The sequence below is a fragment of the Enterococcus ureilyticus genome, from assembly GCF_001730315.1.
Taxonomy (GTDB): Bacteria; Bacillota; Bacilli; order Lactobacillales; family Enterococcaceae; genus Enterococcus_L; species Enterococcus_L ureilyticus.
Genome location: NZ_MIKC01000004.1, coordinates 24,118 through 49,174 on the forward strand (window position 1 = coordinate 24,118; position 25,057 = coordinate 49,174).

General features: G+C 36.5%; 25 protein-coding genes. 15 read left to right on the forward strand and 10 right to left on the reverse strand.

Features of this window, described 5'->3' with window-relative positions; genetic code table 11:
• Window positions 1-138: 138 nt before the first annotated feature.
• Window positions 139-912, reverse strand: coding sequence for a DeoR family transcriptional regulator (locus BCR24_RS03230; RefSeq protein ID WP_069639133.1), 774 nt, complete (start codon window positions 910-912; stop codon window positions 139-141).
• 173 nt (window positions 913-1,085) lie between these two features.
• Here BCR24_RS03230 and BCR24_RS17030 point away from each other — a divergent pair, with 173 nt between their 5' ends.
• Window positions 1,086-1,415 (forward strand): hypothetical protein, encoded by a 330-nt coding sequence (locus BCR24_RS17030; protein WP_239574004.1) that lies wholly within the window; start codon window positions 1,086-1,088, stop codon window positions 1,413-1,415.
• Between the two features lie 408 nt (window positions 1,416-1,823).
• Here the strand turns inward: BCR24_RS17030 and BCR24_RS03240 are convergent, their stop codons facing one another.
• The 3 genes from BCR24_RS03240 to BCR24_RS03250 all read right to left on the reverse strand — a co-directional run bounded on the left by BCR24_RS03240 (window position 1,824) and on the right by BCR24_RS03250 (window position 6,181).
• Window positions 1,824-2,648 (reverse strand): VanW family protein, encoded by an 825-nt coding sequence (locus tag BCR24_RS03240; protein ID WP_069639134.1) that lies wholly within the window; start codon window positions 2,646-2,648, stop codon window positions 1,824-1,826.
• A gap of 152 nt (window positions 2,649-2,800) precedes the next feature.
• The gene (pgmB, locus tag BCR24_RS03245; RefSeq protein WP_069639135.1) at window positions 2,801-3,451 is read right to left on the reverse strand and encodes a beta-phosphoglucomutase; all 651 of its coding nucleotides are present in this window, start codon (window positions 3,449-3,451) and stop codon (window positions 2,801-2,803) included.
• Between the two features lie 21 nt (window positions 3,452-3,472).
• The gene (locus tag BCR24_RS03250; protein ID WP_069639136.1) at window positions 3,473-6,181 is read right to left on the reverse strand and encodes a glycoside hydrolase family 65 protein; all 2,709 of its coding nucleotides are present in this window, start codon (window positions 6,179-6,181) and stop codon (window positions 3,473-3,475) included.
• A 208-nt stretch (window positions 6,182-6,389) separates the two neighbouring features.
• Here BCR24_RS03250 and treR point away from each other — a divergent pair, with 208 nt between their 5' ends.
• The 5 genes from treR to BCR24_RS03275 all read left to right on the forward strand — a co-directional run bounded on the left by treR (window position 6,390) and on the right by BCR24_RS03275 (window position 9,482).
• The gene (gene treR / locus BCR24_RS03255) at window positions 6,390-7,103 is read left to right on the forward strand and encodes a trehalose operon repressor (RefSeq protein WP_069639137.1); all 714 of its coding nucleotides are present in this window, start codon (window positions 6,390-6,392) and stop codon (window positions 7,101-7,103) included.
• Window positions 7,104-7,127: 24 nt separating this feature from the next.
• Window positions 7,128-7,922: a sulfite exporter TauE/SafE family protein gene (locus tag BCR24_RS03260; protein WP_204638564.1), complete on the forward strand. Its 795-nt coding sequence runs from the start codon at window positions 7,128-7,130 to the stop codon at window positions 7,920-7,922.
• Between the two features lie 95 nt (window positions 7,923-8,017).
• On the forward strand, window positions 8,018-8,449 hold the full coding sequence (locus tag BCR24_RS03265; protein ID WP_069639139.1) for a hypothetical protein: 432 nt from the start codon (window positions 8,018-8,020) through the stop codon (window positions 8,447-8,449).
• Between the two features lie 45 nt (window positions 8,450-8,494).
• Window positions 8,495-8,926, forward strand: coding sequence for a GNAT family N-acetyltransferase (locus BCR24_RS03270; RefSeq protein WP_069639140.1), 432 nt, complete (start codon window positions 8,495-8,497; stop codon window positions 8,924-8,926).
• 262 nt (window positions 8,927-9,188) lie between these two features.
• Window positions 9,189-9,482, forward strand: coding sequence for a hypothetical protein (locus tag BCR24_RS03275; protein ID WP_069639141.1), 294 nt, complete (start codon window positions 9,189-9,191; stop codon window positions 9,480-9,482).
• A 53-nt stretch (window positions 9,483-9,535) separates the two neighbouring features.
• Here BCR24_RS03275 and BCR24_RS03280 read toward each other — a convergent pair whose 3' ends face one another.
• Window positions 9,536-9,781: a hypothetical protein gene (locus BCR24_RS03280; RefSeq protein WP_069639142.1), complete on the reverse strand. Its 246-nt coding sequence runs from the start codon at window positions 9,779-9,781 to the stop codon at window positions 9,536-9,538.
• A gap of 164 nt (window positions 9,782-9,945) precedes the next feature.
• Entirely contained in the window at window positions 9,946-10,395 is a 450-nt protein-coding gene (gene mscL / locus BCR24_RS03285; protein WP_069639143.1) for a large conductance mechanosensitive channel protein MscL, read from the reverse strand.
• Window positions 10,396-10,599: 204 nt separating this feature from the next.
• Between mscL and yfmF the strand changes: the two genes are divergently transcribed.
• The 5 genes from yfmF to BCR24_RS03310 all read left to right on the forward strand — a co-directional run bounded on the left by yfmF (window position 10,600) and on the right by BCR24_RS03310 (window position 16,166).
• Window positions 10,600-11,868 (forward strand): EF-P 5-aminopentanol modification-associated protein YfmF, encoded by a 1,269-nt coding sequence (yfmF, locus tag BCR24_RS03290; RefSeq protein WP_069639226.1) that lies wholly within the window; start codon window positions 10,600-10,602, stop codon window positions 11,866-11,868.
• Window positions 11,861-13,153: an EF-P 5-aminopentanol modification-associated protein YfmH gene (gene yfmH, locus BCR24_RS03295; protein WP_069639144.1), complete on the forward strand. Its 1,293-nt coding sequence runs from the start codon at window positions 11,861-11,863 to the stop codon at window positions 13,151-13,153. Before yfmF ends, yfmH begins: the two co-directional genes overlap by 8 nt.
• Window positions 13,154-13,530: 377 nt before the next feature.
• A complete protein-coding gene (locus BCR24_RS03300; RefSeq protein ID WP_069639145.1) occupies window positions 13,531-14,472 on the forward strand; it encodes a helix-turn-helix domain-containing protein in 942 nt (313 codons plus the stop codon).
• Window positions 14,473-14,647: 175 nt separating this feature from the next.
• The gene (gene pgsA, locus BCR24_RS03305; RefSeq protein WP_069639146.1) at window positions 14,648-15,226 is read left to right on the forward strand and encodes a CDP-diacylglycerol--glycerol-3-phosphate 3-phosphatidyltransferase; all 579 of its coding nucleotides are present in this window, start codon (window positions 14,648-14,650) and stop codon (window positions 15,224-15,226) included.
• A 274-nt stretch (window positions 15,227-15,500) separates the two neighbouring features.
• Window positions 15,501-16,166: a hypothetical protein gene (locus tag BCR24_RS03310; protein ID WP_069639147.1), complete on the forward strand. Its 666-nt coding sequence runs from the start codon at window positions 15,501-15,503 to the stop codon at window positions 16,164-16,166.
• Between the two features lie 169 nt (window positions 16,167-16,335).
• Here the strand turns inward: BCR24_RS03310 and BCR24_RS03315 are convergent, their stop codons facing one another.
• The 3 genes from BCR24_RS03315 to BCR24_RS03325 form a co-directional block, all read right to left on the reverse strand.
• Entirely contained in the window at window positions 16,336-17,769 is a 1,434-nt protein-coding gene (locus BCR24_RS03315) for a DUF1958 domain-containing protein (protein ID WP_069639227.1), read from the reverse strand.
• Window positions 17,770-17,786: 17 nt separating this feature from the next.
• The gene (locus tag BCR24_RS03320; RefSeq protein WP_069639148.1) at window positions 17,787-17,987 is read right to left on the reverse strand and encodes a hypothetical protein; all 201 of its coding nucleotides are present in this window, start codon (window positions 17,985-17,987) and stop codon (window positions 17,787-17,789) included.
• A 211-nt stretch (window positions 17,988-18,198) separates the two neighbouring features.
• Complete coding sequence (locus BCR24_RS03325) at window positions 18,199-19,887, reverse strand: molecular chaperone HscC (protein WP_069639149.1); 1,689 nt, start codon at window positions 19,885-19,887, stop codon at window positions 18,199-18,201.
• Window positions 19,888-20,047: 160 nt separating this feature from the next.
• On the opposite strand from BCR24_RS03325, the gene BCR24_RS03330 reads away from it, so the two are divergent.
• From BCR24_RS03330 to BCR24_RS03345, 4 genes are all read left to right on the forward strand, one after another.
• Complete coding sequence (locus tag BCR24_RS03330) at window positions 20,048-21,745, forward strand: patatin-like phospholipase family protein (RefSeq protein WP_069639150.1); 1,698 nt, start codon at window positions 20,048-20,050, stop codon at window positions 21,743-21,745.
• A complete protein-coding gene (locus BCR24_RS03335; RefSeq protein WP_069639151.1) occupies window positions 21,742-21,960 on the forward strand; it encodes a YdbC family protein in 219 nt (72 codons plus the stop codon). The genes BCR24_RS03330 and BCR24_RS03335 overlap by 4 nt, the downstream gene beginning before the upstream one ends.
• A 16-nt stretch (window positions 21,961-21,976) precedes the next feature.
• Window positions 21,977-22,861 carry a YicC/YloC family endoribonuclease gene (locus BCR24_RS03340; RefSeq protein WP_069639152.1) on the forward strand — a complete coding sequence of 295 codons (885 nt, stop codon included), beginning with the start codon at window positions 21,977-21,979 and terminating at the stop codon, window positions 22,859-22,861.
• A gap of 70 nt (window positions 22,862-22,931) precedes the next feature.
• Window positions 22,932-23,219: a hypothetical protein gene (locus BCR24_RS03345; RefSeq protein WP_069639153.1), complete on the forward strand. Its 288-nt coding sequence runs from the start codon at window positions 22,932-22,934 to the stop codon at window positions 23,217-23,219.
• Window positions 23,220-23,282: 63 nt separating this feature from the next.
• On the opposite strand, the gene BCR24_RS03350 is transcribed toward BCR24_RS03345, so the two are convergent.
• Entirely contained in the window at window positions 23,283-24,722 is a 1,440-nt protein-coding gene (locus BCR24_RS03350; protein WP_069639154.1) for a DUF1958 domain-containing protein, read from the reverse strand.
• Window positions 24,723-25,057: the final 335 nt, after the last annotated feature.

The window sequence follows — 25,057 nt, forward strand, 5'->3', positions numbered from 1 at the left end:
AAGCGTTTTCTTGGTTTTAGAATAAGCGATTGTTTCGGCAAATTCAATGCAATTTAAAGAACTGTTCATGAAAGTATTTTTATGAACAGTTCTGGATAGGCAATTGCGAAAAAGCGAACACTTTTCAGTATACCTTTTTTATTCAGTTAAGACTTCTGTGGGGATCGACTGATGTTGATAGTGTGCCAAAATTGAAGTAGAAATAGCAGAATCGGTATATAATGTATCGAATAAAAAGGTTCGATCGATCATAAAAGAGCTCACAGATTCTAAATGAGTCGAGGAGGTATAAACGAGTTTAGCTCCTTTTGTATGCTGGATCATGGTTCGATAAACAAAGGATTCACTCAAGGTTTTAGTCGTTACTTCATGGGTATTAAAACCAGCAGCTTCAATGATACAAAGGTCAGCGACGACTTTATTAAAAGAATGGATAGCAAAATCCCCAACTAAAGCCTGTGTGTTTTTTTCCAGTTCCCCGCCACTGATCGAAATCAAGGCTTTTTTCTTAGGATGGTCGATCGAAATCGCAGCAGCATCATTCGTCAAAATCATGAGCTTAAAAAAAGACAGAGCATAAATCAATTCTGTCGAGAAGCGACCTGCTCCGACAAAAAGTTGCCGATCCTCTACTAGCAAAGGGGTGATTTGCTTAATAAAAGCCTCTACTGGAAAGGCTCGTTCCTCCTGCACTGTAACGGTCTGCAAGGGAAGATGAGGGAGTAATCGAACGCCGCCGTAAAACCGCTCGATCATCTTTTTCTTTTCTAAAAACAATAAATCACGTCTGATTGTGACTGTAGAAACGTTAAAAAAATCTGCCAACTCGTTAATGGTTAAGTACTCTGCTTCTTTTAACCGTTCGAGCAAATTTTCTCTTCTTCTAAACACATCGCCCTGACTTGTTTTCATAATTAGCCTCCTAACCTAAGCGCTCTCATTTTTGAATTACTCATAGTATAGACAAAGTGCTGTCAAAAGTACAATTTGTTTCAAAGCGAGAGGAAACGTCCTCTTTTTTGAGAATTAACTCTTAAAACATAGTATAATCTGACTGTAATAGAGTCAGTGACAGGAGCGAGTAGATGCCTATGGAACGACCAGATGAACGAAAAGCCTTAGAAATTCTTTTGGCCGCAGAACCCCAAAAATACAAAGAAGCAATTCTTTTAGATAAACCTGATAGTCAAAATCCAACACGAAATATTGGTGTGGAAGTCACTCAATCATTAAAGGAAAGTGTCTTACAAGTGCTACACCTAAAAAAATCAATGTTCATGACGATGAGCAAATTCTCAGTATCATCAAGAAAAAATACGGCAATGATGTTTTACGAATCAATTTACCTGTACCGGAAGATTCGGAGAAACGAGTGTCTATTTCTATTGCCAACTGGCATTCCTTATTTAATTTGATTGAGGCATATGATAATAAAGTGGAGAAACTTCAAATCGGTAATTATAAACTTTTCAATGAAAACAATCTATTCATTTTTGTATTTGGTGAGGATGAGAAGGGGATTGAGCAATTAGCAAAGCACATTTATAGGAAAAAATCTGAAAAATTGTATGACTTTGTCTATGTTTATAGCCATCCGCATTTATATGTGATCGATCGTGAGAAGAATATACGCGAGAAAGAACTCTTTAACAGACTGTCGTTCGATTGAACGGGATAACAAACTTCTGTAATAGACAATTATTCACTGTTACTGGGTTAGAATGGTAAAGATTAAAAATAGTTGAATAAAGAAAGGCTAGAACAGAAATGAATAGCACTTATGTTCTAGCCTGTATTCATAAATCGTATAATTGCCTCTTCAATCAATCTGTTTCTTTAATATCTAAATGGGTCGTATCATATACCACGCGTGCGTGATTCTCTTTGATTAGTAGGTTTTCTAATAAATTACCTGTTCTTTTATCGATACATTTTCTGAAAATTTGACCATTGCGGAAAACTTGACCATTTTCTCTTGAAAAATATTCATTTTTAGCACGAATATGATAGCTGTTTGTTTGTTCATTATCTGAGCGAAGTTCGCCATTAAGATGGGTTTCGCTAACAGAGATGATCAGTTGATAGGTGTCTTTGGTATTATTTTTGAAGCGATAATCCAAATAATTATAAACGATCGAAGTTCCGGTCCCAAAAGGGATTTTACGTCCGTAATCTGGAAAAAGATCTAGGCCATCATGGTGGTGATGCTCAGTGATTTCTAATGGTGAATGCAGAATGATCCAATGAATCAAATTAGTGAATTGGCAAAGACCGCCACCTAGACCAGGGCGAACAGCATCATTAAAAATGGTTACCCCTTCTTTATAGCCCTCACTTACAGAACACTTCCCCACTAAGTGCCAAAAAGAAAAAGTTTCATTCGGTTTGATTAAAATATGAGATATTTTAGGTGCGGCAAGTCTTAGATTGATTGCTTTATTCTCTTGTAGGACCAAGTCCGTATTTCCTAATTTTCTGTGGATCAAAGAAGTATGCTTGTAAACGGATACAGGTAGAGGCTCAGCATTTTTTGTTTGAGCAAGGTTTTCTGCTTGGATAAAGTCTCGTAACTTTCTCTGCCAAATATTTTTTTTCACTGAAATTTCGTAAGTCACTGGTGATAGTTCGCTAAACAATTTCCTTTTCATTATGCTATAACTCCATTCTTTCTTTGTAATCTATTGTAACACAAAAGACTTTTTAAGGAAATGTAAATGTAATAATTAAAATTAGCTTAACGTTTTTTTCTACTAATCGAAAAAAGCTAGCCCATTGTTACACAGGTTAGCTTTTTCTTTTTCTAAATAGTAATTAGTTGTTCAACAGACAATTCAGTCATAGAAGCTACTTGTAAATCGGAACCAGTTAAAATTTCAGTCTCAGAAATTCCTACAGCATACATTCCAGCTGCTTTGATTCCGTCAATTCCTGCTTGAGCATCTTCAAAACCAATTGCATCCTGTGGTTCAACATGGATACTTTCTGCTGCTTTTACGAAAATTTCAGGATCAGGTTTTCCTTTTTTTAGCGTTTCTGGATCAACGATATGTCCGAAGAAATCGAGTACGCCTAATTTTTCTAGAATCATTGGAGCGTTTTTAGAAGCAGAAGCAATTGCACAAGGAATTGCTTCTGCTTTCGCTTGGACGAGAAAATCATGAACGCCAGGTAATAAGTCTTTTTCTGAAAGATCTGCTAAAAGCTGAACATATGCGTCATTTTTCTTTTGGGCTAGAACTTCTTTTTCTTCTATGCTGAACTCATCGTCCCGCTGTCCGTAAGCTAAAATTTTATCCAACGAATCCATACGGCTAATGCCTTTTAACGTTTCGTTGAATGTTTCATCAATTGTAATACCTAAATCCATTGCTAAGTCTTTCCAAGCAATATAATGAAATTTTGCCGTATCTGTAATGACGCCGTCTAAGTCAAAAATAAACCCTTTTTTCATGGGAATTCTCCTATCTTGTGATTAGTAAGGGATCGTTGTTTTTGTGTCTGCTTGAATATGGTAAGGCTGGTTTTTGATAATGATCATTGTATCTTGTGATGCATAAATTTGGACAGAATGGTTTGAAATAGTCAGTTGATAATGGATACCCTTGTGCTCCACAGTAAAGGTCATATCCGTCCAGTTTTTTGGTAAATTGGGCTGAATCATTAGGTTTTTCTTCTTGATATCGATCCCCGCATACGTGGTCAGTGTGACATAAATCGTCGCAGCCATTACGCCGGTGTGAATACCTTCAGCAGTTGTTCCGCCTTGGATGTCACGATAGTCAGAGTAAAGTGCTTCTTGGTATAGCTCCCAAGACAAGTCATGAAAAGCAACTTCTTCAGCAAGTTGAGCATGGACGATTCTTGAAAGGGTAGAACCATGAGAGGTTCTATTTAAGTAATATAAAAGATTTTTTTCAAGATAATCTGTAGGTAGCGTATAGCCGAGTTCTTCGAAAATTTCATCGATCTTTTCTTTATTTAAATTATAAAAGAGCATCAACGTATCAGCTTGCTTAGACACTTTGTACTCATCAGGTGAGCGGCCTTCCGCTTTTAAGATACGGTCCATTCGATAAATGTTTCCGTATTTTGCTTTTGCTTGCGCCCAATCAATTTCTTTTAAGTTAAAATACCCTTCATATTGAGCAATGATTCCATCTTCGTTGATTTCGATCGACAGGCGCTTACGCATATCGTTCATTTGCTCAAGATTTTCTTTCGTGATTCCTGTTTTATTAAATAATATATCTCGTTCTTGCGTATTTAAAAGTGAGAGGATATTTTCTAGTTCTTCAAATAGCCAAACGACCATTAGATTGGTGTAAGCATTATTTTTCAAACCACTCTCTGAACAGTTAGGATAGCCTTCATGGAATTCATCTGGCCCCATGACTTTATCTATAGAATAGCGATTGCTAATTGGATCAAAGGTTGTTGCACTGCGCCAAAAATTGGCGATTTCTAAAAGCATTTCAGCACCATATTCTTTGATAAATTGGTCATCGTTAGAGTTATTCCAGTACATCCAGATATTATATGCAATCGCTAATGAAACATGCCGTTGCAAAATACTGTGATCTTCTCCCCATTCCCCATTTAAGGGATTTAAGTGAAGCTTTTGTGTATCTTCGCTGCCGTCTAAACCAGATTGCCAAGGATACATTGCACCTTCGTAGTGATTTTCTTTCGCATTTTCTTTCGCTTTACCCAAACGATTATAACGATACATCAATAGCTGTTTGGCTGTTTCAGGAAAATGAATAATATAAAACGGTAAGATGAAAATTTCATCCCAGAAAATATGACCGCGATAAGCTTCACCATGTAAGCCCCGAGCTGTGACTGAAACATCTAATTCATTGTTATTAAAAGGTGAAGCAGAGACAAACAAATGATAGGTATGGATTCTTAGTAATTTTTGTGACATTAAATCACCTGTCACTTGAATATCCGCTTTTTTCCAAAGGGCAGCCCAAGCTTTTTTACTTTCAGAAAATTCTGTTTCAAAGGAAATCGCTGGAACAGATGGACTTGCCCAATTTTTTTCGGCAATAGAGGTTTTGACTTGAACCTGTTTTTCCATAGCATAGGTGTTATTTTGTTTAGCATTAAACGTTATTTTTTGTTCAATAAGTTCTTCACTAATCGAATTTTTGACAACATTTGCTTCAAAAAAATCACCTGTAATCGTCGTGTTTTGTTGAATAGTGATGTTTGATTGGTTTGTTTGGACTTCAATCATTGTTTTATTTTTATCTGCAATCAGCTGAGTTACGTGGAAATGCTTAGCGGTTAAATTGCGGTAACGTTCCACGTTAAAGTTGTAAACGGAGCCGTCTGTTGCTGTTTTTACGGTTATTGATTTAGAAAAGTTCAAGGGTGTGATCGAATACTTAATGCAGTAATTATTCATTTGCGCCATGTTGACTATTTTTTGCGCTGTTATTTTTATTTGGTGCTGCTTGCTGTCTTCAATAATCATATGAGAAGTAAATAGCCCTGACTTTAAGTCGAGATTTCTGTGCAAGTAATGCAAAGTGGACTGTTCAAGCGATAGCCACTCATCTGTTCCTGCTACTTGGATGTTGATATATTGGTTGTTTGGTGTGTTAACGAAATCTTCATTTTCCACAATTTGGCCTGCGACTTCTGATTGCTCTTCATTGTAGAGTCCAGCAATGTAAGTAGCTGGGTAATGGTCTTTTGTCAGTGTCATTTCAGGTATCGTACCACGTAAGCCCATAAAGCCATTTCCAATTGTTAACAAGGATTCAGTGGAATACTCTTCCTTACCTGGAGTGTAGCCAAAATAGTCTAGATTCCAGGTTAAATATTCAGCTTTTTTCTTAAAAGCTGCTATTAAATCAGAGGTTGCGTTTGCTTCAAACGAGGTTAGAATCGGTAAGTTTAGAATTTCTGAAAACTGCTTAATTAGATTTTCTACATTGACGTTCAAAGGTGTTACTTTGGTGTTTTCAGTGTAAAAATCAGTAGGAATATCGTTAAAAATAGCACCGTTAGCAGCAGAGAATTGCTCTTTTATTTGGTTGGCTAAAGCGTCAACGGTTTTCGGAAACTCAAAGTCTGAGAAGGTGAATGTCTGCTCTGCGATTAGGTTTTGTTGCTCTTTTTCTTGGATATGTAGGGTATTTTTAGTAATGGTGAGAGATAGGAATTTCATGATAACGGCTCCTGACTAATAGTTATTTCGAAACTTGTATAGACATGTTGCGTTTTCGGTTTCATTATAGTATGGATTGCTTGTAAATACAAGTGTAATCACTAAAAAGAATTCTTTTGGGTTATGGTTTTACTTATTGAGAATGCTATTTTTTTAGGGGAGAATGTGCTATCATTTTCTTTGAGTATCCTAAGGTGGAGGGATGGACATGAATAAATTTCATGATATATTTTTGGAACTTGAAAAAGGTATTTTAGAAGGGGATTATCAACCAGGAACACTGTTGCCAAGTGAAAACCAATTGGTTGAGCAATATTCAGTATCAAGAGAAACGATACGTAAAGCACTGAATTTATTGATCAATGCTGGATACATCCAGAAGAAACAAGGTAAAGGATCAATTGTTCTGAATGTTAGAAAATTTGATTTACCAATTTCTGGTGTCATCAGCTATAAAGAACTGCAAAGCGCCCAACAAATACATAGTATAACGAGAGTTGTGGAGCTTGAAGAAGAACGTGTCAGTGAATCCTTGGCACGATTGACTGGCTGGAAAAAAGATGCAGCAGTTTGGCGCTTAGTTCGCCAAAGAGAAATCGATGGAGAGGTAGTTATTATCGATATCGACTATTTGTTAAAAGAAATCATTCATGAATTGCCAAAAGAACGAGCAGCCGACTCTATTTACGATTATTTTGAAAACGATTTAGGTCTGGCGATTAGCTATGCTCAAAAAGAGATCACCGTTGAGGCGGTAACAGATGCGGACCAGAAATTGATGACTATTCAGGATGATACACATGTAGTAGTGGTCCGTAGTGTGGTAAGTTTGGAAGATACGCGTTGTTTTGAATACACAGAGTCCAGACATAGATTAGATAAATTCAAGTTTGTCGATTTTGCCAGAAGAAGAAAAGTATAGAGCAAAAGCGGTTATTTTGAGGAGATGAAAACTGTGTATATAGGAATCATTTATTTTATTGTGATTATTTTAGCAAATACAGTTGGTGCAATTTCAGGAATGGGCGGCGGAGTGATCATTAAACCGGTACTGGATACACTACATTTTCATCCATTAGCGGCGATCTCGTTTTATTCTAGTGTGGCTGTGTTTACCATGTCGATCGTTTCAACGTTGAGGCAGATGAGGAATGGGTTAAAATTACGAGTACCGATCGCAGTCTTTGTGTCTTTAGGTTCGGTGATCGGTGGAGTTTTAGGGAATACTGTATTTGAATTATTATTAAGACTATTTTCAGATGAAAAATATGTACAGTTGCTCCAGATTGTATTAACGATCGTCACATTATTATTTGCGTATTTTTATACAAAAGTTGGGAATGAACGCTCCATTGATTTATCTCATCCTGTTTGGTATGTGGTGGTTGGACTATTTTTAGGCTTCATTTCCACATTGTTGGGAATTGGCGGTGGACCAATCAACGTGGCTTTATTGATGCTGTGTTTTGGGATTCCGATCAAAGAGGCGACAGTTTACTCAATCATTACGATTTTCTTTTCACAAGCAGCAAAATTAGTGACAATCGCACAAACTACTGGCTTTGGGCGTTTTGATCTGTCTATTTTGGTGTATGTGATTCCAGCCGCTATTGTTGGTGGCTTTGTAGGAGCTTTAATCAGCGGGAAAATTTCTTCTGAACGAGTAACTCAGGTATATCAAGTAGTTATTCTTTTAGTCTTGCTACTGAATCTTTGGAATGGTGTCCAATTATTTATTTGATCTGTATAAACTGCTAAAACGTGACAAAATTGTAGGAGTAGATGCTTTCATTTGTGCTATAATAAAAGCTTTAAATGAAGAAAAAGGAGAATAAAATGAAAAAAATAGTGTCAGTTGGGTTATTGGTTATATTCAGTGTCTTGCTTGTCAGTTGTGCATCTAGTACAGCTGCAGAAATTGAAATCAATGAGGATAAGGTTCCGTCGATTTATTCCGTCATTGGCGAGAAAAAAATTGTTGGTACGAGTAGTGAAATAAAAAATAAAGTTCGATCAACAACCTTGACGTATAAAGCTGGTAGCATCAGTGAAAAAGATATACAAAAATATATTGATTACTTACAAGAAGAAGAGTTTATTCATACTCTTGATTCCAAACAAACATCAGACGGAACGCTAGTTCAATTAGGGAAAGACTCTGTGACAACAGGTGATATTGTGCTGGTCGATTTGATCTATCCGACAATGGATAGTGAAAGTGTGAAAATCATGTATCGTTCTGGTCCTGGCACGCTGAAAATGAAGTAAGCAAAAATTTTTATTCTTATTTGTTTTATTGAGGAGGGCGATAAAATGGACTATCATATTAAAAAATTGACAGAGCTGACGACGAAAGAGTTTCTTGAAATCGTAAAACTGCGAATTGTTGTATTCGTAGTGGAACAGAATTGTCCTTATCAAGAAGTCGATGATGCAGATGAAGTTGCTTGGCATACTTGGCTGCAGGAGGGAACAGATATTGTTGGCTATACTCGAATCATCGATCAAGGGGATACGGTAACGTTTGGTAGAGTGTTGATCAATCCTAAGTACCGTAACCAAAAATTAGGGAATAAGCTTTTAAAAGAGACATTAAAAGTAGTCGAGGAGAACTATCCAAATCGCCCAATCGTGATTGGTGCTCAAGCACATCTTACTAAATTTTATGGTGCTTTTGGATTCGAAGCTGTTTCAGAAGTTTATTTAGAAGATGATATTCCTCATGTTCAGATGAGAAGAAACTAAATGGAAAGTTGGTAGGCATTTTGGTGTTTACCAACTTTTTAGGAGTAGAACTGAGCATCAAGAATGATTAAGCTAGAAAGCTTAAGGATTCAGAAAATCAAAAGTTAGAGTTAGTTATTCTCACTGTTCGATTCTTCGATTTCTGAAGAAGATGTGAAGGATACCATTGAAATTTCAGCAACTAATGATCAACGATTAGTAAAAGAACGAAAGCTGTGATACTATTTTACTATAGAAATTTTGATAGAATAGAGGTGGTCTGATGGATGAAAAAGAACAGCAAAAAGAACAAATACGTAAGCTAGGACAGGAAGCTGTTGCACAAAGTAAACAAAAGCAACTAGAAGTAGAAGAAAAAGTCAGCCAAAGGTTAGCAAATATTCAAGAAATAATGCTAGAAACACAAAAACTAGTAGAACAATGGACAAAAAAAATGCCCGCTGAGCCACCAGTAAAAGAGAATCATTTAAAGCTAGTTCCTCCAATCAAAAAAAGAGAAGAAGAGGAAACTACATCAAAGAGTTCACTTGATAAACCAGACGAGATTAGAGAATAAACATATTCAGCAATGAGTGTGTTGTCTAATCTCGTCTGGTTTTGTTATGAAAATCAAAATTGAGGATTGTTAAACCCGGTTACATAATATAAAAATAAGTATAAAAACCAAAGCACACCTAATGCAAAAATAATTCGAGCGATCCAACTTTGCTTTATTTTAAGTTGCCAACCACCAATGATAAGCGCAAGCCCCAAAGCACAATTGAAAACAAGCGTTCCTAGGCGAGGATCGATTATCCCGGCAAGAAACCCAAAAATTAATATGTAAGCACTAGCTACAGTCCATTTTCTTCTCATCCTATTTCCTCCCTGATATGGTACAGACTGTCTTTAGTATAGCGCAATCACTGGGAAAATGTTGTTTTTTTAAGAATTGTTCATCAATCAAAAAAACTTTTCCAACAAATGGAGAGCCATTTGTTGGAAAAGTTTTCAGGTGACTAAATAGTTATTATTGCTAATTATTCTTTATGATTCTCAGCATGATCCTTCGTAGCATTCAGTGTTGTCGCAGTATTTTGTGCTGCTAACAAATCACGGATTTGTTCTAATAAATCATCTGTTGTAGGACCCGCAACTTCTTCTTCCTCAGGTTGTGGTTTCTTTTTCATCTTATTGACAGCTTTTACGATTAGGAATAAAACAAAGGCTGTAATTAAAAAGGTAATAAGAGCACTGATCACATCCCCAATGTTGAATGCCACGCCTTTAATGTTAAAAACAAGTGCGCCTAACGCGTCATCTGCACTTTTTTCTCCAGTGGTCAGCACGAAAACTAAGCTAACGAGCGGCGTAATCAATCCATTGACGATTTGTGTCACAATCGCAGTAAAAGCAGAACCAATAACAACCCCAACAGCTAAATCAAGGACATTGCCACGCATAATAAATTCTTTAAATTCTTTGATCATAAGTTTAACCTCCCTTTCTCAAATTTAGTATACAGAAAAAATGAAAAAAATTGAAATGAAAGACTCTTCCAGCAAGGAAAGACTGATGAGCTGTGCTATAATTAAATGGATGTAGAAAATCTTAAAAAAACATTTAAAAACGTCCAGATGATTGTATTTCAGACTGGGCTTTATTATGATGAAAAGCAAAGAGGAGCTGACAAGATGCCGATCACATTAGCACAAGGGGTCAATTTACATGTTGTACCAACAGAAAAATATAAAACGGTGCGTATTTTAGTTCGTTTTAATACGCGTTTGAATAAAGAAACAATAACGAAGCGGACGCTGCTATCTAGCTTACTTGAAACAAATAGTTTAAATTACCCAGATCAAGTGAAACTAAGTGAGAAATTAGCAGAATTATATGGTGCTAGCTTTGGCATCAATGTTAACAAAAAAGGCAATTTGCATTGGTTGAATCTCTCAATCAATTTGGTCAATGATAAGTACTTGGAGCATAGTCATGTTTTGGCGGATGCAGTTGATTTTGTCAAAGAAATCTTATTTTATCCCAATATCATTGATGGGAAATTTGAGGAAGAAACATTCCAGCGTGAAAAAGAAAATTTAAAAGCCTACTATGAAAGCATTTCTGAAGATAAGCAAGTCTATTCTTCTTTGGCATTACAAAACCTATATTTTAGTCAGTCAGAAGATCAAAAAATCCCAAGTTTCGGCAATAGTACCGATTTGGAAAAGGAAACGTCAACTAGTATTGCTGCGTATCATCAACAAATGTTACGTGAAGACCAAGTGGATATTTTTGTCCTTGGAGATGTCGAAGCAGCAGCAGTTACTGCGCTATTCAGTAAATTGCCCTTTGAAGACCGCGCATCAGGAATCGCTGATATTTTTTATGCACAACCCTCAAGAAATGTCATTGAAGAACGTTCTGAACAAGAGCCATTAGCGCAATCTAAGTTGAATTTAGGCTATCATACTGATGTTTATTATGGTGATGAGAATTATTTTGCCTTGCAAATATTTAATGGAGTTTTCGGTGGATTTCCGCATTCTAAATTATTTATGAACGTCCGGGAGAAAGAAAATCTAGCGTATTATGCGTCTAGTAGTATTGATACATTCCGCGGCTTCCTAAGTGTTCAGACAGGAATTGACGGAAGTAATCGTAATCAAGTGCTGCATTTGATTGCAACGGAATTAGAAAATATCCGTCAAGGAAAAGTCACAGATTTAGAAATCAAACAAACCAAAGCAATGTTAAAAAATCAATATTTACTTTCTTTAGATAATGCGGGAGCAGTTTTAGAAAATGAATACTTGAATGATTTGATTCCCCACCTACGTTTAAAAGATGATGAGTGGCTTCGTCGGATGGAGGCTGTCACAGTGGCAGATGTTCAACGAGTAGCTAAATTGGTCCAATTACAAGCCATTTTCTTTTTGGAAGGAGAAAAAATCGATGAATAAAAAAGAATATCCACAAATCAACGAAGTTCTCTATACAGAAGTCCTAGAAAATGGATTGACTGTTTATTTATTGCCGAAAGAAGACTATAACAAGACCTATGGCTTGTTCACTACAAACTACGGTTCGATCGATAATGAATTTGTACCAATCGGTGAAAAAGATTTTATTAAGGTGCCTGATGGAATCGCTCATTTCCTAGAACATAAAATGTTTGAAAAAGAAGACGGCGATGTTTTTCAACAATTCGGACGTCAAGGTGCTTCTGCTAATGCATTTACAAGTTTTACAAAAACAAGCTATCTTTTTTCAACAACAGATCAAGTGGAACAAAATTTAGAAACCTTATTAGATTTTGTTCAAGATCCGTATTTTACAAAAGAAACAGTTGAGAAAGAAAAAGGAATCATTGGACAAGAGATTCAAATGTATTTGGATGATTCAAACTGGCGCTTATTTTTTGGCACGTTGGGCAACCTTTATCCAAAGCATCCGCTACACATTGATATTGCTGGGACAGTTGAAAGTATTGGGGAAATTACCGCAGAAGATCTGTATACCTGCTACAACACATTTTATCATCCGAGCAATATGACATTATTTGTTGTTGGAAAAATGAAACCAGAAGAAATGATGACGTTTATCCGAAATAATCAATCGGCCAAAACATTTGCGAAAGCAATGCCGATCAAACGCCATTTTCCAAAAGAAACAGCAGCAGATATCATTAAAGAAAGTTCAATCGAGATGCCAATCAGCCGTTCTAAAGTGATCGTGGGCTTGAAGGGTCTGGATGAAGTGCCAACAGATGGGAAAGAATTACTTAAATATAAAACGACTGCCAATCTTTTATTGCAATTATTATTCGGTAACACCTCTCAAAATTATTTGAATTTGTATAATGAAGGGTTATTGGATGATAGTTTTGGTTATGAATTTAATTTAGATCGCAGTTTCCATTTTGCAGATTTTGGCGGTGACAGTGATCAGCCGGAACTATTGGCACAACGGATTGAAGAAATTCTTCTAACGGTAGATGGAAACCCTGAATTGACAGAAGCTAACTTATCTTTATTGAAGAAAAAATTGATTGGCAAATACTTCCAATCTTTAAATTCACTAGAATATATCGCCAATCAATTTTCGCAATCACTTTTTGGGGAAACAACGTTGTTTGATACACCAGAAGTAATCGAGAGTGTTCAATTAGCGGACGTGAAAAACTTAGCAAAAGTATTCATCAATCAAGAAGGATTGAGTCGCTTTTATATGTATCCTAAAAAATAAGGATCGAACTAGTGAGAGAGCAAGCCTTTGAAGTATGTTGTATGTGATGTAGCCAAGATGATAAGGCTTGCTTGAACTCTGAATAGCAGAAACAAAAAAAGTCCGAAATTTAGTTGAAAACTTTCAAAAATGTTACCCTCATCAGTAATTTTTTATGGTATGCTTAGATAAGTAGAGTAAAGTAAATCTATCAGCTCTTGGAATAGCTTAATCTAAGGATTTACCCAAAGATTTTACAGAGCACTGTGAGATAGGAATCGATACAAAGATAGACTATCTAACTCTTACAGAGACAGATGCGAGAATGGATTACTGAATGAAAGCCTGCTTTAAATAGGCAAAATTGATAAATTAGAGAGACTGGAGAAGATGGACGAGTGGCCAGCGTAAATATAGGAAAAAAATTAAGAGATGCACGACTGCAGCAAAACATGTCATTAGACGAATTGCAGCAAATTACTAAGACACAAAAGCGTTATTTGATCGCTATCGAGGAGAATGACTTTGATTCTATGCCGGGAACTTTTTATGTGCGTGCGTTTATTCGTCAATACGCAAGTGCAGTAGGACTAGATGGCAATGAATTAGTGGAAATTTATGATGGGATCGAGGAACCAGAAGATATAGAAACAGCGATCCAATACCAAACATTAGATGAATCACGAACGCAAATGTATGATGAGAACACTCAGGGCAAACGTTTCATGCAAAGTTTACCTGCGGTTATTTTTTCTTTGATTGGATTAGCCATTGCAATTGTTGTTTTTTATATTACATGGCAAGATCGTCAAGCAAATCCAATCATTCAAACGCCAGCCTCTGAGATAATCAGAGAATCAGATTCGACGCCTAGTTCTGAATCAAGTCAATCGTTGGCTTCAAGTACAAGCACGACAGAATCGTCAACATCAAGTTCTTCATCAGAGCCTAAAGCACCAACTGAAGTGAATTTTGTTAGTGAATCAGGTGTGACAGTCAATATGAATGCAATCAATGTTTCAGAGCCTGCTAAGCTTGAATTTAGTGCTGTAACTGGGCCTTGTTGGGTTGGTGTTTATATTGCGACAGCTGCTAATAATGATAATGGCTATTTTTATCAAGAGACGATTCAGCCAGGGCAACCTAAATCTGTTGAAATTCCAGCAGGTACAACGCAGATTGTTGTTAGTCTAGGTGCATCTGAGTACATGGAATTTAAATTAGATGGTCAAAAAGCGGAATTCAATCCGAATGGTACAGGAATTGGACCGAGAAATATCAATATGTCATTAGCTTATGCACAAACACAACAATCTGAGCACTCACAACCAGCACAATAAAGATCCGCAATTAAGGACACAAGAAATAAGCGAAGGACAACGAAACACTGTTCATCGCTTATTTTTTGAGAACTTACGTGAGTATTCCATTTTTGAATAAAAAAAATATCATTTTTCGTGACACCTTCTATAAGATAACGTAAAATAGGTAAATAGAAGAGAGGGGCAACAGGCATTGAACTTACCAAATAAATTAACAGTTATTAGAATATTCATGATTCCAATTTTTATCGCTGTCGTTAGCATACCGATGGATTGGGGTACACTTACCATAGCGGGTACATCTCTAGCAGTTACGCAATTAGTTGGAGCGATCATTTTCGCAGTAGCAAGTATTACCGACTGGTTGGACGGAAAAATTGCTCGTGCACGTGGTTTAGTAACAAATTTCGGTAAATTCGCTGATCCATTGGCAGATAAAATGTTGGTGATGACTGCTTTTATCGTTTTAGTAGGACAACAAAAAGCACCAACTTGGGTCGTTGCGATTATTGTATGTAGAGAACTAGCTGTAACTGGATTACGCTTGTTATTAGTTGAAGGCGGCGAAGTAATGGCTGCTGCTTGGCCAGGAAAAGTAAAAACGGCAACGCAGATGGTGGCAATCATCTTATTGTTTATCAATAATATTCCGTTTACAGCAATTGGTTTTCCTGTTGATCAAATCATGTTGTATATTTGTCTGCTGTTTACGATCTATTCAGGAGTCGATTATTTTGTGAAAAATGCAGATGTATTTAAAGGCTCAATGTAACGATTATTTCCTCTAATGATGAAAAAAATATCCTTTTTACTTGATCTCATGTAAAAAGGGTATTTTTTTAACCTTTTTTATTTAAAAAAAAGAGCATAAATCCTTGATATAACAGTCTTTTTAAACTTTTTCGATCAAAGTGGAAATAATCAACACTACTATTTATAAAATAATAGTTTACTTTTTTTGAAACAGTGGGTATAATCTGTGTATCGGGACTATTATCATATAAACAGTAGTATTCGAACAAAAAAATAAATTGGAGGAATTTAGAATGAACAAATTTGTAAAAGGTGCAGTAGTTGCTGGTTTAGCTTTATCAATCGGAGGAACAGGATTTTTAGCAAGTGCGACTCAAGTACAGGCAAACTCAACTCAATTTGTAGATAATACTGAAAAAATCAATGAGTTGATTCAAGAAAAACAAGAAGCGATCAATAAGAAAAAAGTTAGTCGTGATTGGCAAGAACAAAAAGCTTTAGGCATCCGTATCGGTGAAATCGAACGTGAAATCCAAGCATTAAAAATAGGCGGATCAACAGGCGGTTCAACTGGAAATACAACACCACCACCAACGTCAGGCGAAGATACAACTTCAAAAATCAATGCCTTGATCCAAGAAAAACAGGAAGCAATCAACAAGAAAAAAGTTAGTCGTGATCCGAAAGAGCAAAAAGCCTTGGGTATCCGTATTGGTGAAATCGAACGCGAAATTCAAGCGTTGAAAAATGGTAGCACAACAGGCGGTTCAACAGAAGAGGCAACAACACCATCTACATCAGTAGAAGATAATACAGCTAAAATCAATGCCTTGATCCAAGAAAAACAAGAATTGATCAATAAGAAAAAAGTTTCACGTGATAAAAATGAACAAAAAACTTTAGGTAAACAAATTAGCCAAATCGAAAAAGAAATCAAACAACTAAAGAAAAATAAATAATTCCCTACTATCTAAATACTAATTTTTAATATTCTGACCCAATTTCTTACCCAAATTTGTGTGAATCTTATAAAGTATAGCTTTGCCAAGTCATGTTGGAAAAGCAAATAAAAACAGTGAAGAAGCGATTCTTCACTGTTTTTCGTTATCAATATCATTAAAAATATAATCAAATTAAAGGTCCAAAAATCACTGTATAAATACTGAGACCAATTCCGGCAAGAATAAATAAAATCCCTATGGTTAATAACAGATTGAATTTTTTCGCCTTGTTTGCATCTGTTGCTTCTTTTTTAAACAGCTTTGATAAGACCGCAAACAAGAGACCTAGAATAATCAACAAGCCGTTAAGGAAAAAGGTTGAAAAACTATTCTTCTTCTTTGTATTTTTAAGGAGAGGCGAGTTTTGTAATGCTTTTAGCTTTTTAGCGTATTTAAATTCAGCACTTGGCGCTTTGATCGTAGGGGAGACTTGAGCAAGGCCATTATTCATTGTTAATGTATTAGCAGATAGTGTAAAAACTGGTTCGGTATTTTTTTGAATAACACCATAAAAATCTTGCTCTAAGATTACTTCTTCTTTATTGATGGTCTGATTTCCTTTAGAAAGCAATTGTTTATACTCATAGGTGGCAAAAGCCTTGTCGAAAAGGGCATTACCAAATGCGTGGCGTTGAAGTTCACCTTCTTGATCTTCCCAATTTCCAACACCTAATACAATTTCGATCAAACGCGTATTTTCACGTTTAGCAGTTGCTGCATAGTTGAAACCACCAGTAGGACTGGATCCTGTTTTTAACCCATCAGCCCCTTCATAGCCATACGCTAGGCCAGGTAAAGAATAGTTATGATTTTCCAAAATCTCAGCGTAGGGTGTATTTTCCATAATGGTGATTTGGGTTGGACTAGTATACATGACTGTATCTGGATAATTTTTTAATAAGTGATAAGATAAGATCGCCAAATCTCGAGCAGTTGTTATGTTATCAGCGTTAGGATCGATTCCTTCTGGTTTGTAGTAACCGTTGAAAGAACCTGTTTCAGCACCGCTGCAATTATAAAATGTTGAATTTGTCATACCGAGTTCTTTGGCTTTATCATTCATCATATGGATAAACTTTGCTTCATCGTTTGCTGTGACTAAATTAGCTAGCATCACAGTTGCCACATTAGATGACTGAACAAGAGTTGCATAAAGCAAATCACGAACAGGATAATCGACACCTGCAACGATCGAATTGTTACTTAACTCGTAAATTTGAGAAATTGCTTGGTCGCTATCTGTCGCTTTAACTGTGGTATCCAACGTAAATTTACCTTGTTTCATCGCTTCAAAAACAAGATAAACGGACATTAACTTGGCGATACTGGCTGGATTCCATTTTAAGTCGGGATTATCTTCCCAAAGGACTTGCCCAGTTTGAGCTTCAATCACGATTGAGGCCTGAGGTTTGTATACTTCGTTTGTTTGATAGCCGGCATTTTGAGTGATCGTTAAAATATCTTCTTGGGCATAAGCGTCAGCAGCCGTAAAAATGCCTGAAAAATAACCTATAACTAATATAAGTGAGCAAATTTTCAATAAAACGTTTCTTTTCTTCATATAAACATCCTTTGTCATTAATCAGGTTCTTCTAGTAAAATCGGGATATTTTTGAAAGCTTCTCGATTAGAATAATGAATCATTTCCTCGTCAACTTCTTCCCAGTTAGGTCTAAAAACGTGCGCTAATCTACCTTGTTCATCAAATGTACGTATCAATTTTTCTTCTTGGTCATTATCTTGATCAGAAACAATAAATTTTATTTGAGTTTGTTTCACGAGATATAGAGACTCTTTTGTCGATTTTAAGAAATAGGGGATTCAATTTATTTTCTATAACAGTATTCATATTTTCTGAAAGGTAGTCAGTGTATTCTAACAGATTTTGCAGTTTATTGTCAGAAAATAGGAATTTTTTTAGAAAAATAGTAGTTAGACTTTCTGAATTTAGTTCAATTGATCGTAGCAAGCATTAAAATTTTTTAGGGACTCATAACCATAATCCTTTTTCTAGCTCATCTAGTTGTTGGGTGATTTCGGCCGCAGTTCGTTTCGTTAAAATTTCTTCTTGTTTTTCTAGGACATCTCTGAAATGAAAGAGTAGTAATTGAACTTGTTCTCTCATGGCTCCTGTTGTTTCTGCATAGAGACGTTCTAAACGCGCTAGCAATAAACGATTTTCAGCGCGATCTCGTGGATGAACTTTTAGCGCGTTTAATTTTGCTAAACTTTCCTGCATTTGTTTTTGTGTTAGTTTTCCAGGAGAGCTTTCAATGATCAATTGTTTAGAACGACCACTTTGATCGGTGACGAGTACTTCCAAAAGGCCATTAGAATCATAGGTGAACCGACAATCAATGGGACTATTTTCTGGTGCAGGAGGAATCTTAATATCCAATTCACCGATTTTTAAATTATCTTTTGCCATTGGATTTTCTCCTTGGTAAATTGCGAAATGAACATGATCTTGGTTATCTCTCAGTGTATAAAAAGTTTTCATTTTACTGACAGGGATCGTGGTATTTCGTTCAATAATCGGGGAAAAGACACCATCGATATAGCCTGTACTAGTTTGATTAACAGAGTCGACACCTAGGGTATGCCCGCAAACGTCTGTTAAGATCATTTCACTGACCATCGAGCGGTCTTGTTTTAGAGCAGCTTGAAGTCCTGCTCCACGACCCACTGCTTCATCCGGATTGATTTGCGTGTAAGGGATCGTTTTTAACAAACGGGCAAAATAGTTGCGAACAATCGGATTTTTTGTAGCTCCACCGATCAAAATGACTTGATCGACCTCCTGAATACTGATTCGGCCATCATTTAAAACACGTCCGATCGGTTGACGCATTTTAGCAAGTAACGGCTCACAAAGTTCTTTGTAATGTTCTTGCGATAGCTGGTAAGAGTAGGTAGTATCTTCCCATTCAAAATCAAATGAGCCTAATAATTGTGTTGTTAATGTATGCTTCAATAGCTCTGCTTTTTGGTATAACACAGATTGTGTTATTGCAGGTAAAACAGTACCGGTTAATTTAAGCTCGCTTATGCAGTCTCTGACGATCACCTGAGTGAAGTCTTCTCCGCCTAAGTGGTTATCTCCAGAAATAGCTTCCACTTGCATGATACCGTCGAACATCTCCAATAAAGACACGTCAAAGGTTCCACCACCTAAATCAACGACTAAGATCGATTGATCGGCTTCTTTGTAGAAACCATAAGCTATAGCAGCTGCTGTAGGTTCGCTAATCAGATTTTGCACAGTCAAGCCTGCTAACTTCGCCGCTTCTATAGTTGCTTCACGTTGCGCATTATTAAAATAAGCTGGTACACTGATCACAACATCATTACATGGTTGCTGTAAAACTGTTTCAGCATCTTCTTTCAAACTGCGCAAAATGAAAGAAGACAATTCGATAGGTGTAAAGGAATGTCCGCCTAAATCATATGTTTTATCCGTTCCCATAAATCGTTTAAAGGTAGCTGCTGTTAATTGTGGATGACTGATCAGCCGCTCTTTAGCAATCGCTCCAATCAAAATATCACCGTTATCATCCACGCCGACGACTGATGGTGTGAGTGTTTGTCCAAATTGATTCTTAATCAGTTGAACGGTCGTGCCATCCCAAAAAGACACTAAACTATTTGATGTCCCTAAATCAATTCCGATTATCCCCATAATATTCTCCTTTTTTTACCAACTTCTATATTCTCCTATAAAAATAGGTCTATTTCATTTTACGTGAAACAAGAGTAAAAAAGTATGCTTTTTGGCTTTTTTTAATAAAAAGTAATTTTTGGATTATTTTGGTATACTTTAACTGATGGAGGTGTTTGTAATGAGAAGTGAGCAAATGGTTGCTTCAGAATGGCCGAATTTTGCTGAACGAGTAACAAGAAGTATTCAGCTACTGCCTTTTTATGAGACACACACTTTGGCGAGACAAGTATTTAGTAAAAAGGTACGAGAGAATTCTGGGACTGGATATGTCATTTACAAAGGGAAAACCCCTTATTTATTTATGACCGTGGAAGCGGGGAGAGTCACAAATTTATTGATGCAAGAAAATCTGAAAAACAGCTGGACAGCAATTTTTTTAGCTATAGAGCGCTTATTCAAACAAACCTTTCAACCAAAAATCACCTTTTTGTTTCCGCAGTCGCTAACCCTTCACTTGCAAGAAGTGTTTTTAAACTATGGTTATGTAGTAGAATCAAATCGAGTAGTTGTCAAAGAGTTGCAGTATCATACGAGCTTGATTTTAGGTGGCGGCGGCGCAAGAGGTGCGTATCAGATTGGCGTTTGGCAAGCATTGAAAGAGCTAGAAATTCCTATTAAAATCATTACTGGGACCTCAGTAGGTGCACTTAATGGTGCTTTGATCTTGCAAGATGATTTTGAAGCGGCTAAAAATATGTGGGAAAAAATTGAAACGAATCAAATTCTCTCTTTTCCTACACCTGACGTAACAAGTGATACGTTAGGTGGTATGATGAGTCAAATCGGCTTGTTTACTTTGAGCGCGATTCAATCCAAAGGAGTCTCGACAAAACCTTTGCAAAAGTTGATTCATGATACCTTTTCAAAAGAGCGGATACAGCAAGTCACCACAGATTTTTACTTGGTTACGACAGAGTTGCCAACTATGCAAGAAAAGAATATTCATTTTAATGACTGTCACAGTGATCAATGGCAAAGATGGCTGTTAGCTTCGGCGTCATTTTTTCCAGCTATGGCTGCAACGAAAATCGCTGATAACTATTATATAGACGGTGGTTATCGCAATAATATACCAGTAGATATTGCGTTGCGCAAGGGTGCAACAGAATGCATTATCGTGGATGTGAAAGGTCCAGGAATCACAAAGCCTGTAAAAATACCTGCAACAACCAGTTGTCTGACCTTGCAAACACCGTGGTCGATGGGAGCAGTCCTTTTATTTGATGGGGTTCGTTCAACCCAAAATATCCAATTAGGTTATCTAGAAACGATCAAGGCAATCCGGAGAAATTATTTTGGCCACTGGTACACAGTGGATGAAACAATCGCTCGTTTAGAGAACTTTCAGCAAGATTTTTTCACTTTTATCAAAGAGACCTATCAAATAAAACTATGGACTTCTTTAGAACAACAAGATAAAATCTGCAAGAAATTGCGTAAAGTTTATAAAGACAGGGTGTATACCGAAAATCTTGGACTGGTTTTGGTAGAATTATTAGCCAAGAGTCAAGAAATCTCTGCATCGAAGTTATATACAATCCAAGAGCTAGCAGAGATGCTACAAAAAACTGGTCAAATGAAGACCGATTTTATAGAATCTAGAGGAATGATCTCGGTTCAAGAATGGTTGCTGCGGTACTATGAAGATTACTTTTTACTTTCTGATAAACAACAGTTATCATTAATGAATAATTTACTGAATGCAGATGAAAAAGAAAAAACACAGCGTGTTATCTTTTTGCTTGATAAATTACCAGCTCAAGTGTTACAAATCTTAATGAAAGAATTTATACTAAAAGGAGCGGATGAAGAATGAAACAAGAGTTTTCATATGAAATCGTAGAAGAAATTGCCATCTTATCAGAAAATACACAAGGTTGGCGGAAAGAATTTAATTTAGTAAGTTGGAATGGACGACCACCGAAATTTGACTTAAGAGACTGGTCGGCAAATCATGAAAAAATGGGCAAAGGCATTACTTTGACCAATGAAGAATTTGAAGTGTTAGCTAAAGCGATAAAATCCATGTAGAGAGGACACCCTGTCAATGAAAAGTATGACTGGTTTTGGAAAAGAAACATTTTTAAATGACACGTACCAAATCGATGTAGAAATCAAGAGTGTCAATCAACGGTTTTTAGATATTCAATTGCGGATGCCAAAAGAGATCAACCCTTACGAGATGGCTATTCGTCAATTGATGAAAGAAACGTTACAGCGAGGACGAATTGAGGCGTACATCAATATCAAGCAAACCGGTAGTGGGAATAAAGAGGTATTAGTTCATTGGGATTTGATTCATCAATTGTTGGGTGAAGTCCAACAAGAGCTGACAGCCCATTATCCTGAGACGGTCTTTGATCCAGCCCAAACAACCAATCAGCTATTGAATAACTCTGATTATGTTGAGGTTACAGAAAAACAAGAAGTGGATGAAACATTTGGCTTGTTGGTTCTAGAAACTGTCAAAAAAGCAGTAGAACGAATTGATGCCAGTCGTCTACAAGAAGGCCAAAAAATCCAACAAGTTTTGACCATATATTGTCAAGATTTTATCAATCTAGTTCATGAATTAACAGACTTTGTAATGGTTTATGAGAAAGAGTATCGTGAGAAATTTGAAACAAAACTAAATGATTGGTTGGGCAGTCAAGTAGATGAAACACGATTATTGACAGAACTGGCAATTTTACTGGAAAAAGGCGACATCCACGAAGAATTAGACCGTTTGGCGATTCATGTGACTAAGCTACAGGAATTATTGTGTCAAGCTGAACCTGTTGGTCGTGAGTTAGATTTTCTGATCCAAGAGATGAATCGTGAAGTCAACACGGTGGGTTCTAAATCAAGTTCTATTGAGATTAAAAACATTGTTGTCCAATTGAAAACCATTCTTGAAAAAATTCGTGAGCAAATCCAAAATGTTGAATAATGAAAAATAGTTTGTGATTCTATTTTTTAACGTTATAATTGAACAGAAGAAAGCAAAGAGGTGAATAAGAATGTCAAACTATTATGATGTAACGTTCCATGAATTGAGTGGGAAATCTGTAGTGAAAAGAGAAGTCATTTCTGACAGAGAACCATTTGAGGTCTGGGAAGATGCTTGCGTATCATTTACCAAGGATGAACTAAATATCCGCGTGAACGAAGAGGCTTTTGTGACGTTGAATCGTCGTTTTGTTGTGCGTGTGGATGTAGAAGAAGTAGATGGTCCGGTAGATAAAAAAATCAAACGCCATGATGAAATTATGGGTGTTGTGAATACATTATCGAATATGGGCTTTTAGGCTAGTGAATAAAAACCGCACATTGCGCTTTATGCATTGTGCGGTTTTTAGTCCAATTGTTTTTTATAGAAGAAATAGGCTGCCTGCTAAAAGCAGTAAAAGAATACCTAGCGTAAAGAATAGCCAAGTCATTGGTGTGGCGATTTTACGGCTACCTCGTTTAACGCCAGCGACTCGTTTTCTAAAGACGCTTGAAAAGATCAGTAACAACAAACCAAATCCAGCAAGAAGGCTGCTGGTTAATTGTTTTTGTCCCTTTTTTAGGCGAACTGGAGTATTACTCTTTTTGTCTGATTTAGCAGGTTGAGTCTCTGTTTTTGTGGCTTCAGACTCTTGGTAGCTGACACTTTTAACAGGGATTTTTGGTGAAACTTGACCGTATTCGCTAGCCAAAGAAAGTTGTCCGTCTTCTAATGTAAAGCTTGGCTTGGTGCCCTTTTTTACAAATCCATAAAAATCTCGTTCTATATTGATTTCTTTTTGATTGATTTTGTTTGACCCTTTGGAGAGTAATTTTTGATACTCATAGGTAGTAAAGGCGTGATCTAAAATGGCGTTTCCTGCTAAATGTCGTTCATATTCACCTTCTTGATCCGACCAATCCCCTACACCTAAAATAACTTCGATTAGTCGTATATTGTCTTTTTTAGCTGTAGCAATGTAATTGAAGGCTCCTGTTGGGCTAGAACCTGTTTTTAACCCATCAACCCCTTCATAACCATATTTTGCCCCAGGTAATGAGTAGTTGTAGGTTTCAAACGTTTCTTCTTGCGGTGTATTTGCCATGGTAGTAACGACTGGTTGGTTGGTAAATTGCAGTGCTTCTGGATATTTTTTGAGCAAGTTGTAAGTCAGAATAGCTAGGTCTCTCGCTGTGGACTTGTTTTCTCCGTTAGGATCGATGCCAGTAGCTTCATATAGTCCGTCAAAGGCTGCGATTTGTGCTCCGCTACAATTAAAATAAGTGGTGTTGGTCATGCCTAATTCAGCTGCTTTATCATTCATTTTACGAATAAAAGCAGCACCATCATGATCAGAAACCAGATTTGCTAACATCAAAGTAGCGACGTTTGACGACGGAACAGCGACCATAGTGAATAAGTCACTTACGGGATAATCGATTCCTAAGCTAATTTTATTGTTACTCAATGCGTAGATTTGTGAAATACGAACATCATTTTCAGTTGCTTGGACAGTTGTATCTAGCGTGAATTTCCCTTGTTCGATCGCTTCAAAGGCTAAGTACATGGTCATAACTTTAGCGATACTCGCAGGACTCCAAGACAAATCGGGCTGATCTGCCCACAAAATTTGCCCAGAATCAGCATCGATCACGATAGATGCTTTAGGGCGATAGGCTTCTTTGACAGGGAAACCAGATGTTTCTGCAAAGTCCATCAAATTTTCTTCTGCATAACTTTTTTGAATAAAACTCCCGAGAGAAAGACATGCAATTAGTAGGAGGCTACTAATTAATTTAGACAGTATGTGACCTTTTATCATAAGTTTGAGTCCCTTCATTTTAAAATAAACAGGTAGTTGACGTTGTTTGAAAATAAGCAATCACTTTATTCTACTTGAAAAATAGGCGTGCTGTATACGTTTTTCGAGAATGTTTTTGTAAATAGAAGTGACAATTTTGATTGTTCAGGAAAAAAGCTAGCTATTTTAGAGGACTAGTATAAGTGAACAAATACTTCATTGACTTTTAGTGAAATAAACAGGTTTCTGAGTATCTGACTAAAAAGTATCTTATTTTCAAAGATATTAATGATAAAGTCTTGAAAATTACAGAAAAAAAGTGCATTATAGAACTAATACTGTAATCACTTATGGTT

Excerpts from the sequence above, each read along its gene's own strand:
- BCR24_RS03310 (WP_069639147.1), top strand. The coding sequence starts at position 15,501 with ATGAACAAATTTGTAAAAGGTGCAGTAGTTGCTGGTTTAGCTTTATCA.
- pgmB (WP_069639135.1), bottom strand. The coding sequence starts at position 3,451 with ATGAAAAAAGGGTTTATTTTTGACTTAGACGGCGTCATTACAGATACG.
- BCR24_RS03350 (WP_069639154.1), bottom strand. The coding sequence starts at position 24,722 with ATGATAAAAGGTCACATACTGTCTAAATTAATTAGTAGCCTCCTACTA.
- BCR24_RS03325 (WP_069639149.1), bottom strand. The coding sequence starts at position 19,887 with ATGGGGATAATCGGAATTGATTTAGGGACATCAAATAGTTTAGTGTCT.
- BCR24_RS03280 (WP_069639142.1), bottom strand. The coding sequence starts at position 9,781 with ATGAGAAGAAAATGGACTGTAGCTAGTGCTTACATATTAATTTTTGGG.
- BCR24_RS03270 (WP_069639140.1), top strand. The coding sequence starts at position 8,495 with ATGGACTATCATATTAAAAAATTGACAGAGCTGACGACGAAAGAGTTT.
- BCR24_RS03340 (WP_069639152.1), top strand. The coding sequence starts at position 21,977 with ATGAAAAGTATGACTGGTTTTGGAAAAGAAACATTTTTAAATGACACG.
- yfmH (WP_069639144.1), top strand. The coding sequence starts at position 11,861 with ATGAATAAAAAAGAATATCCACAAATCAACGAAGTTCTCTATACAGAA.
- BCR24_RS03345 (WP_069639153.1), top strand. The coding sequence starts at position 22,932 with ATGTCAAACTATTATGATGTAACGTTCCATGAATTGAGTGGGAAATCT.
- BCR24_RS03230 (WP_069639133.1), bottom strand. The coding sequence starts at position 912 with ATGAAAACAAGTCAGGGCGATGTGTTTAGAAGAAGAGAAAATTTGCTC.
- BCR24_RS03240 (WP_069639134.1), bottom strand. The coding sequence starts at position 2,648 with ATGAAAAGGAAATTGTTTAGCGAACTATCACCAGTGACTTACGAAATT.
- BCR24_RS03335 (WP_069639151.1), top strand. The coding sequence starts at position 21,742 with ATGAAACAAGAGTTTTCATATGAAATCGTAGAAGAAATTGCCATCTTA.
- BCR24_RS03265 (WP_069639139.1), top strand. The coding sequence starts at position 8,018 with ATGAAAAAAATAGTGTCAGTTGGGTTATTGGTTATATTCAGTGTCTTG.
- BCR24_RS03275 (WP_069639141.1), top strand. The coding sequence starts at position 9,189 with ATGGATGAAAAAGAACAGCAAAAAGAACAAATACGTAAGCTAGGACAG.
- BCR24_RS03260 (WP_204638564.1), top strand. The coding sequence starts at position 7,128 with ATGAAAACTGTGTATATAGGAATCATTTATTTTATTGTGATTATTTTA.
- yfmF (WP_069639226.1), top strand. The coding sequence starts at position 10,600 with ATGCCGATCACATTAGCACAAGGGGTCAATTTACATGTTGTACCAACA.
- BCR24_RS03315 (WP_069639227.1), bottom strand. The coding sequence starts at position 17,769 with ATGAAGAAAAGAAACGTTTTATTGAAAATTTGCTCACTTATATTAGTT.
- BCR24_RS03330 (WP_069639150.1), top strand. The coding sequence starts at position 20,048 with ATGAGAAGTGAGCAAATGGTTGCTTCAGAATGGCCGAATTTTGCTGAA.
- mscL (WP_069639143.1), bottom strand. The coding sequence starts at position 10,395 with ATGATCAAAGAATTTAAAGAATTTATTATGCGTGGCAATGTCCTTGAT.
- treR (WP_069639137.1), top strand. The coding sequence starts at position 6,390 with ATGAATAAATTTCATGATATATTTTTGGAACTTGAAAAAGGTATTTTA.
- BCR24_RS03250 (WP_069639136.1), bottom strand. The coding sequence starts at position 6,181 with ATGAAATTCCTATCTCTCACCATTACTAAAAATACCCTACATATCCAA.
- BCR24_RS17030 (WP_239574004.1), top strand. The coding sequence starts at position 1,086 with ATGCCTATGGAACGACCAGATGAACGAAAAGCCTTAGAAATTCTTTTG.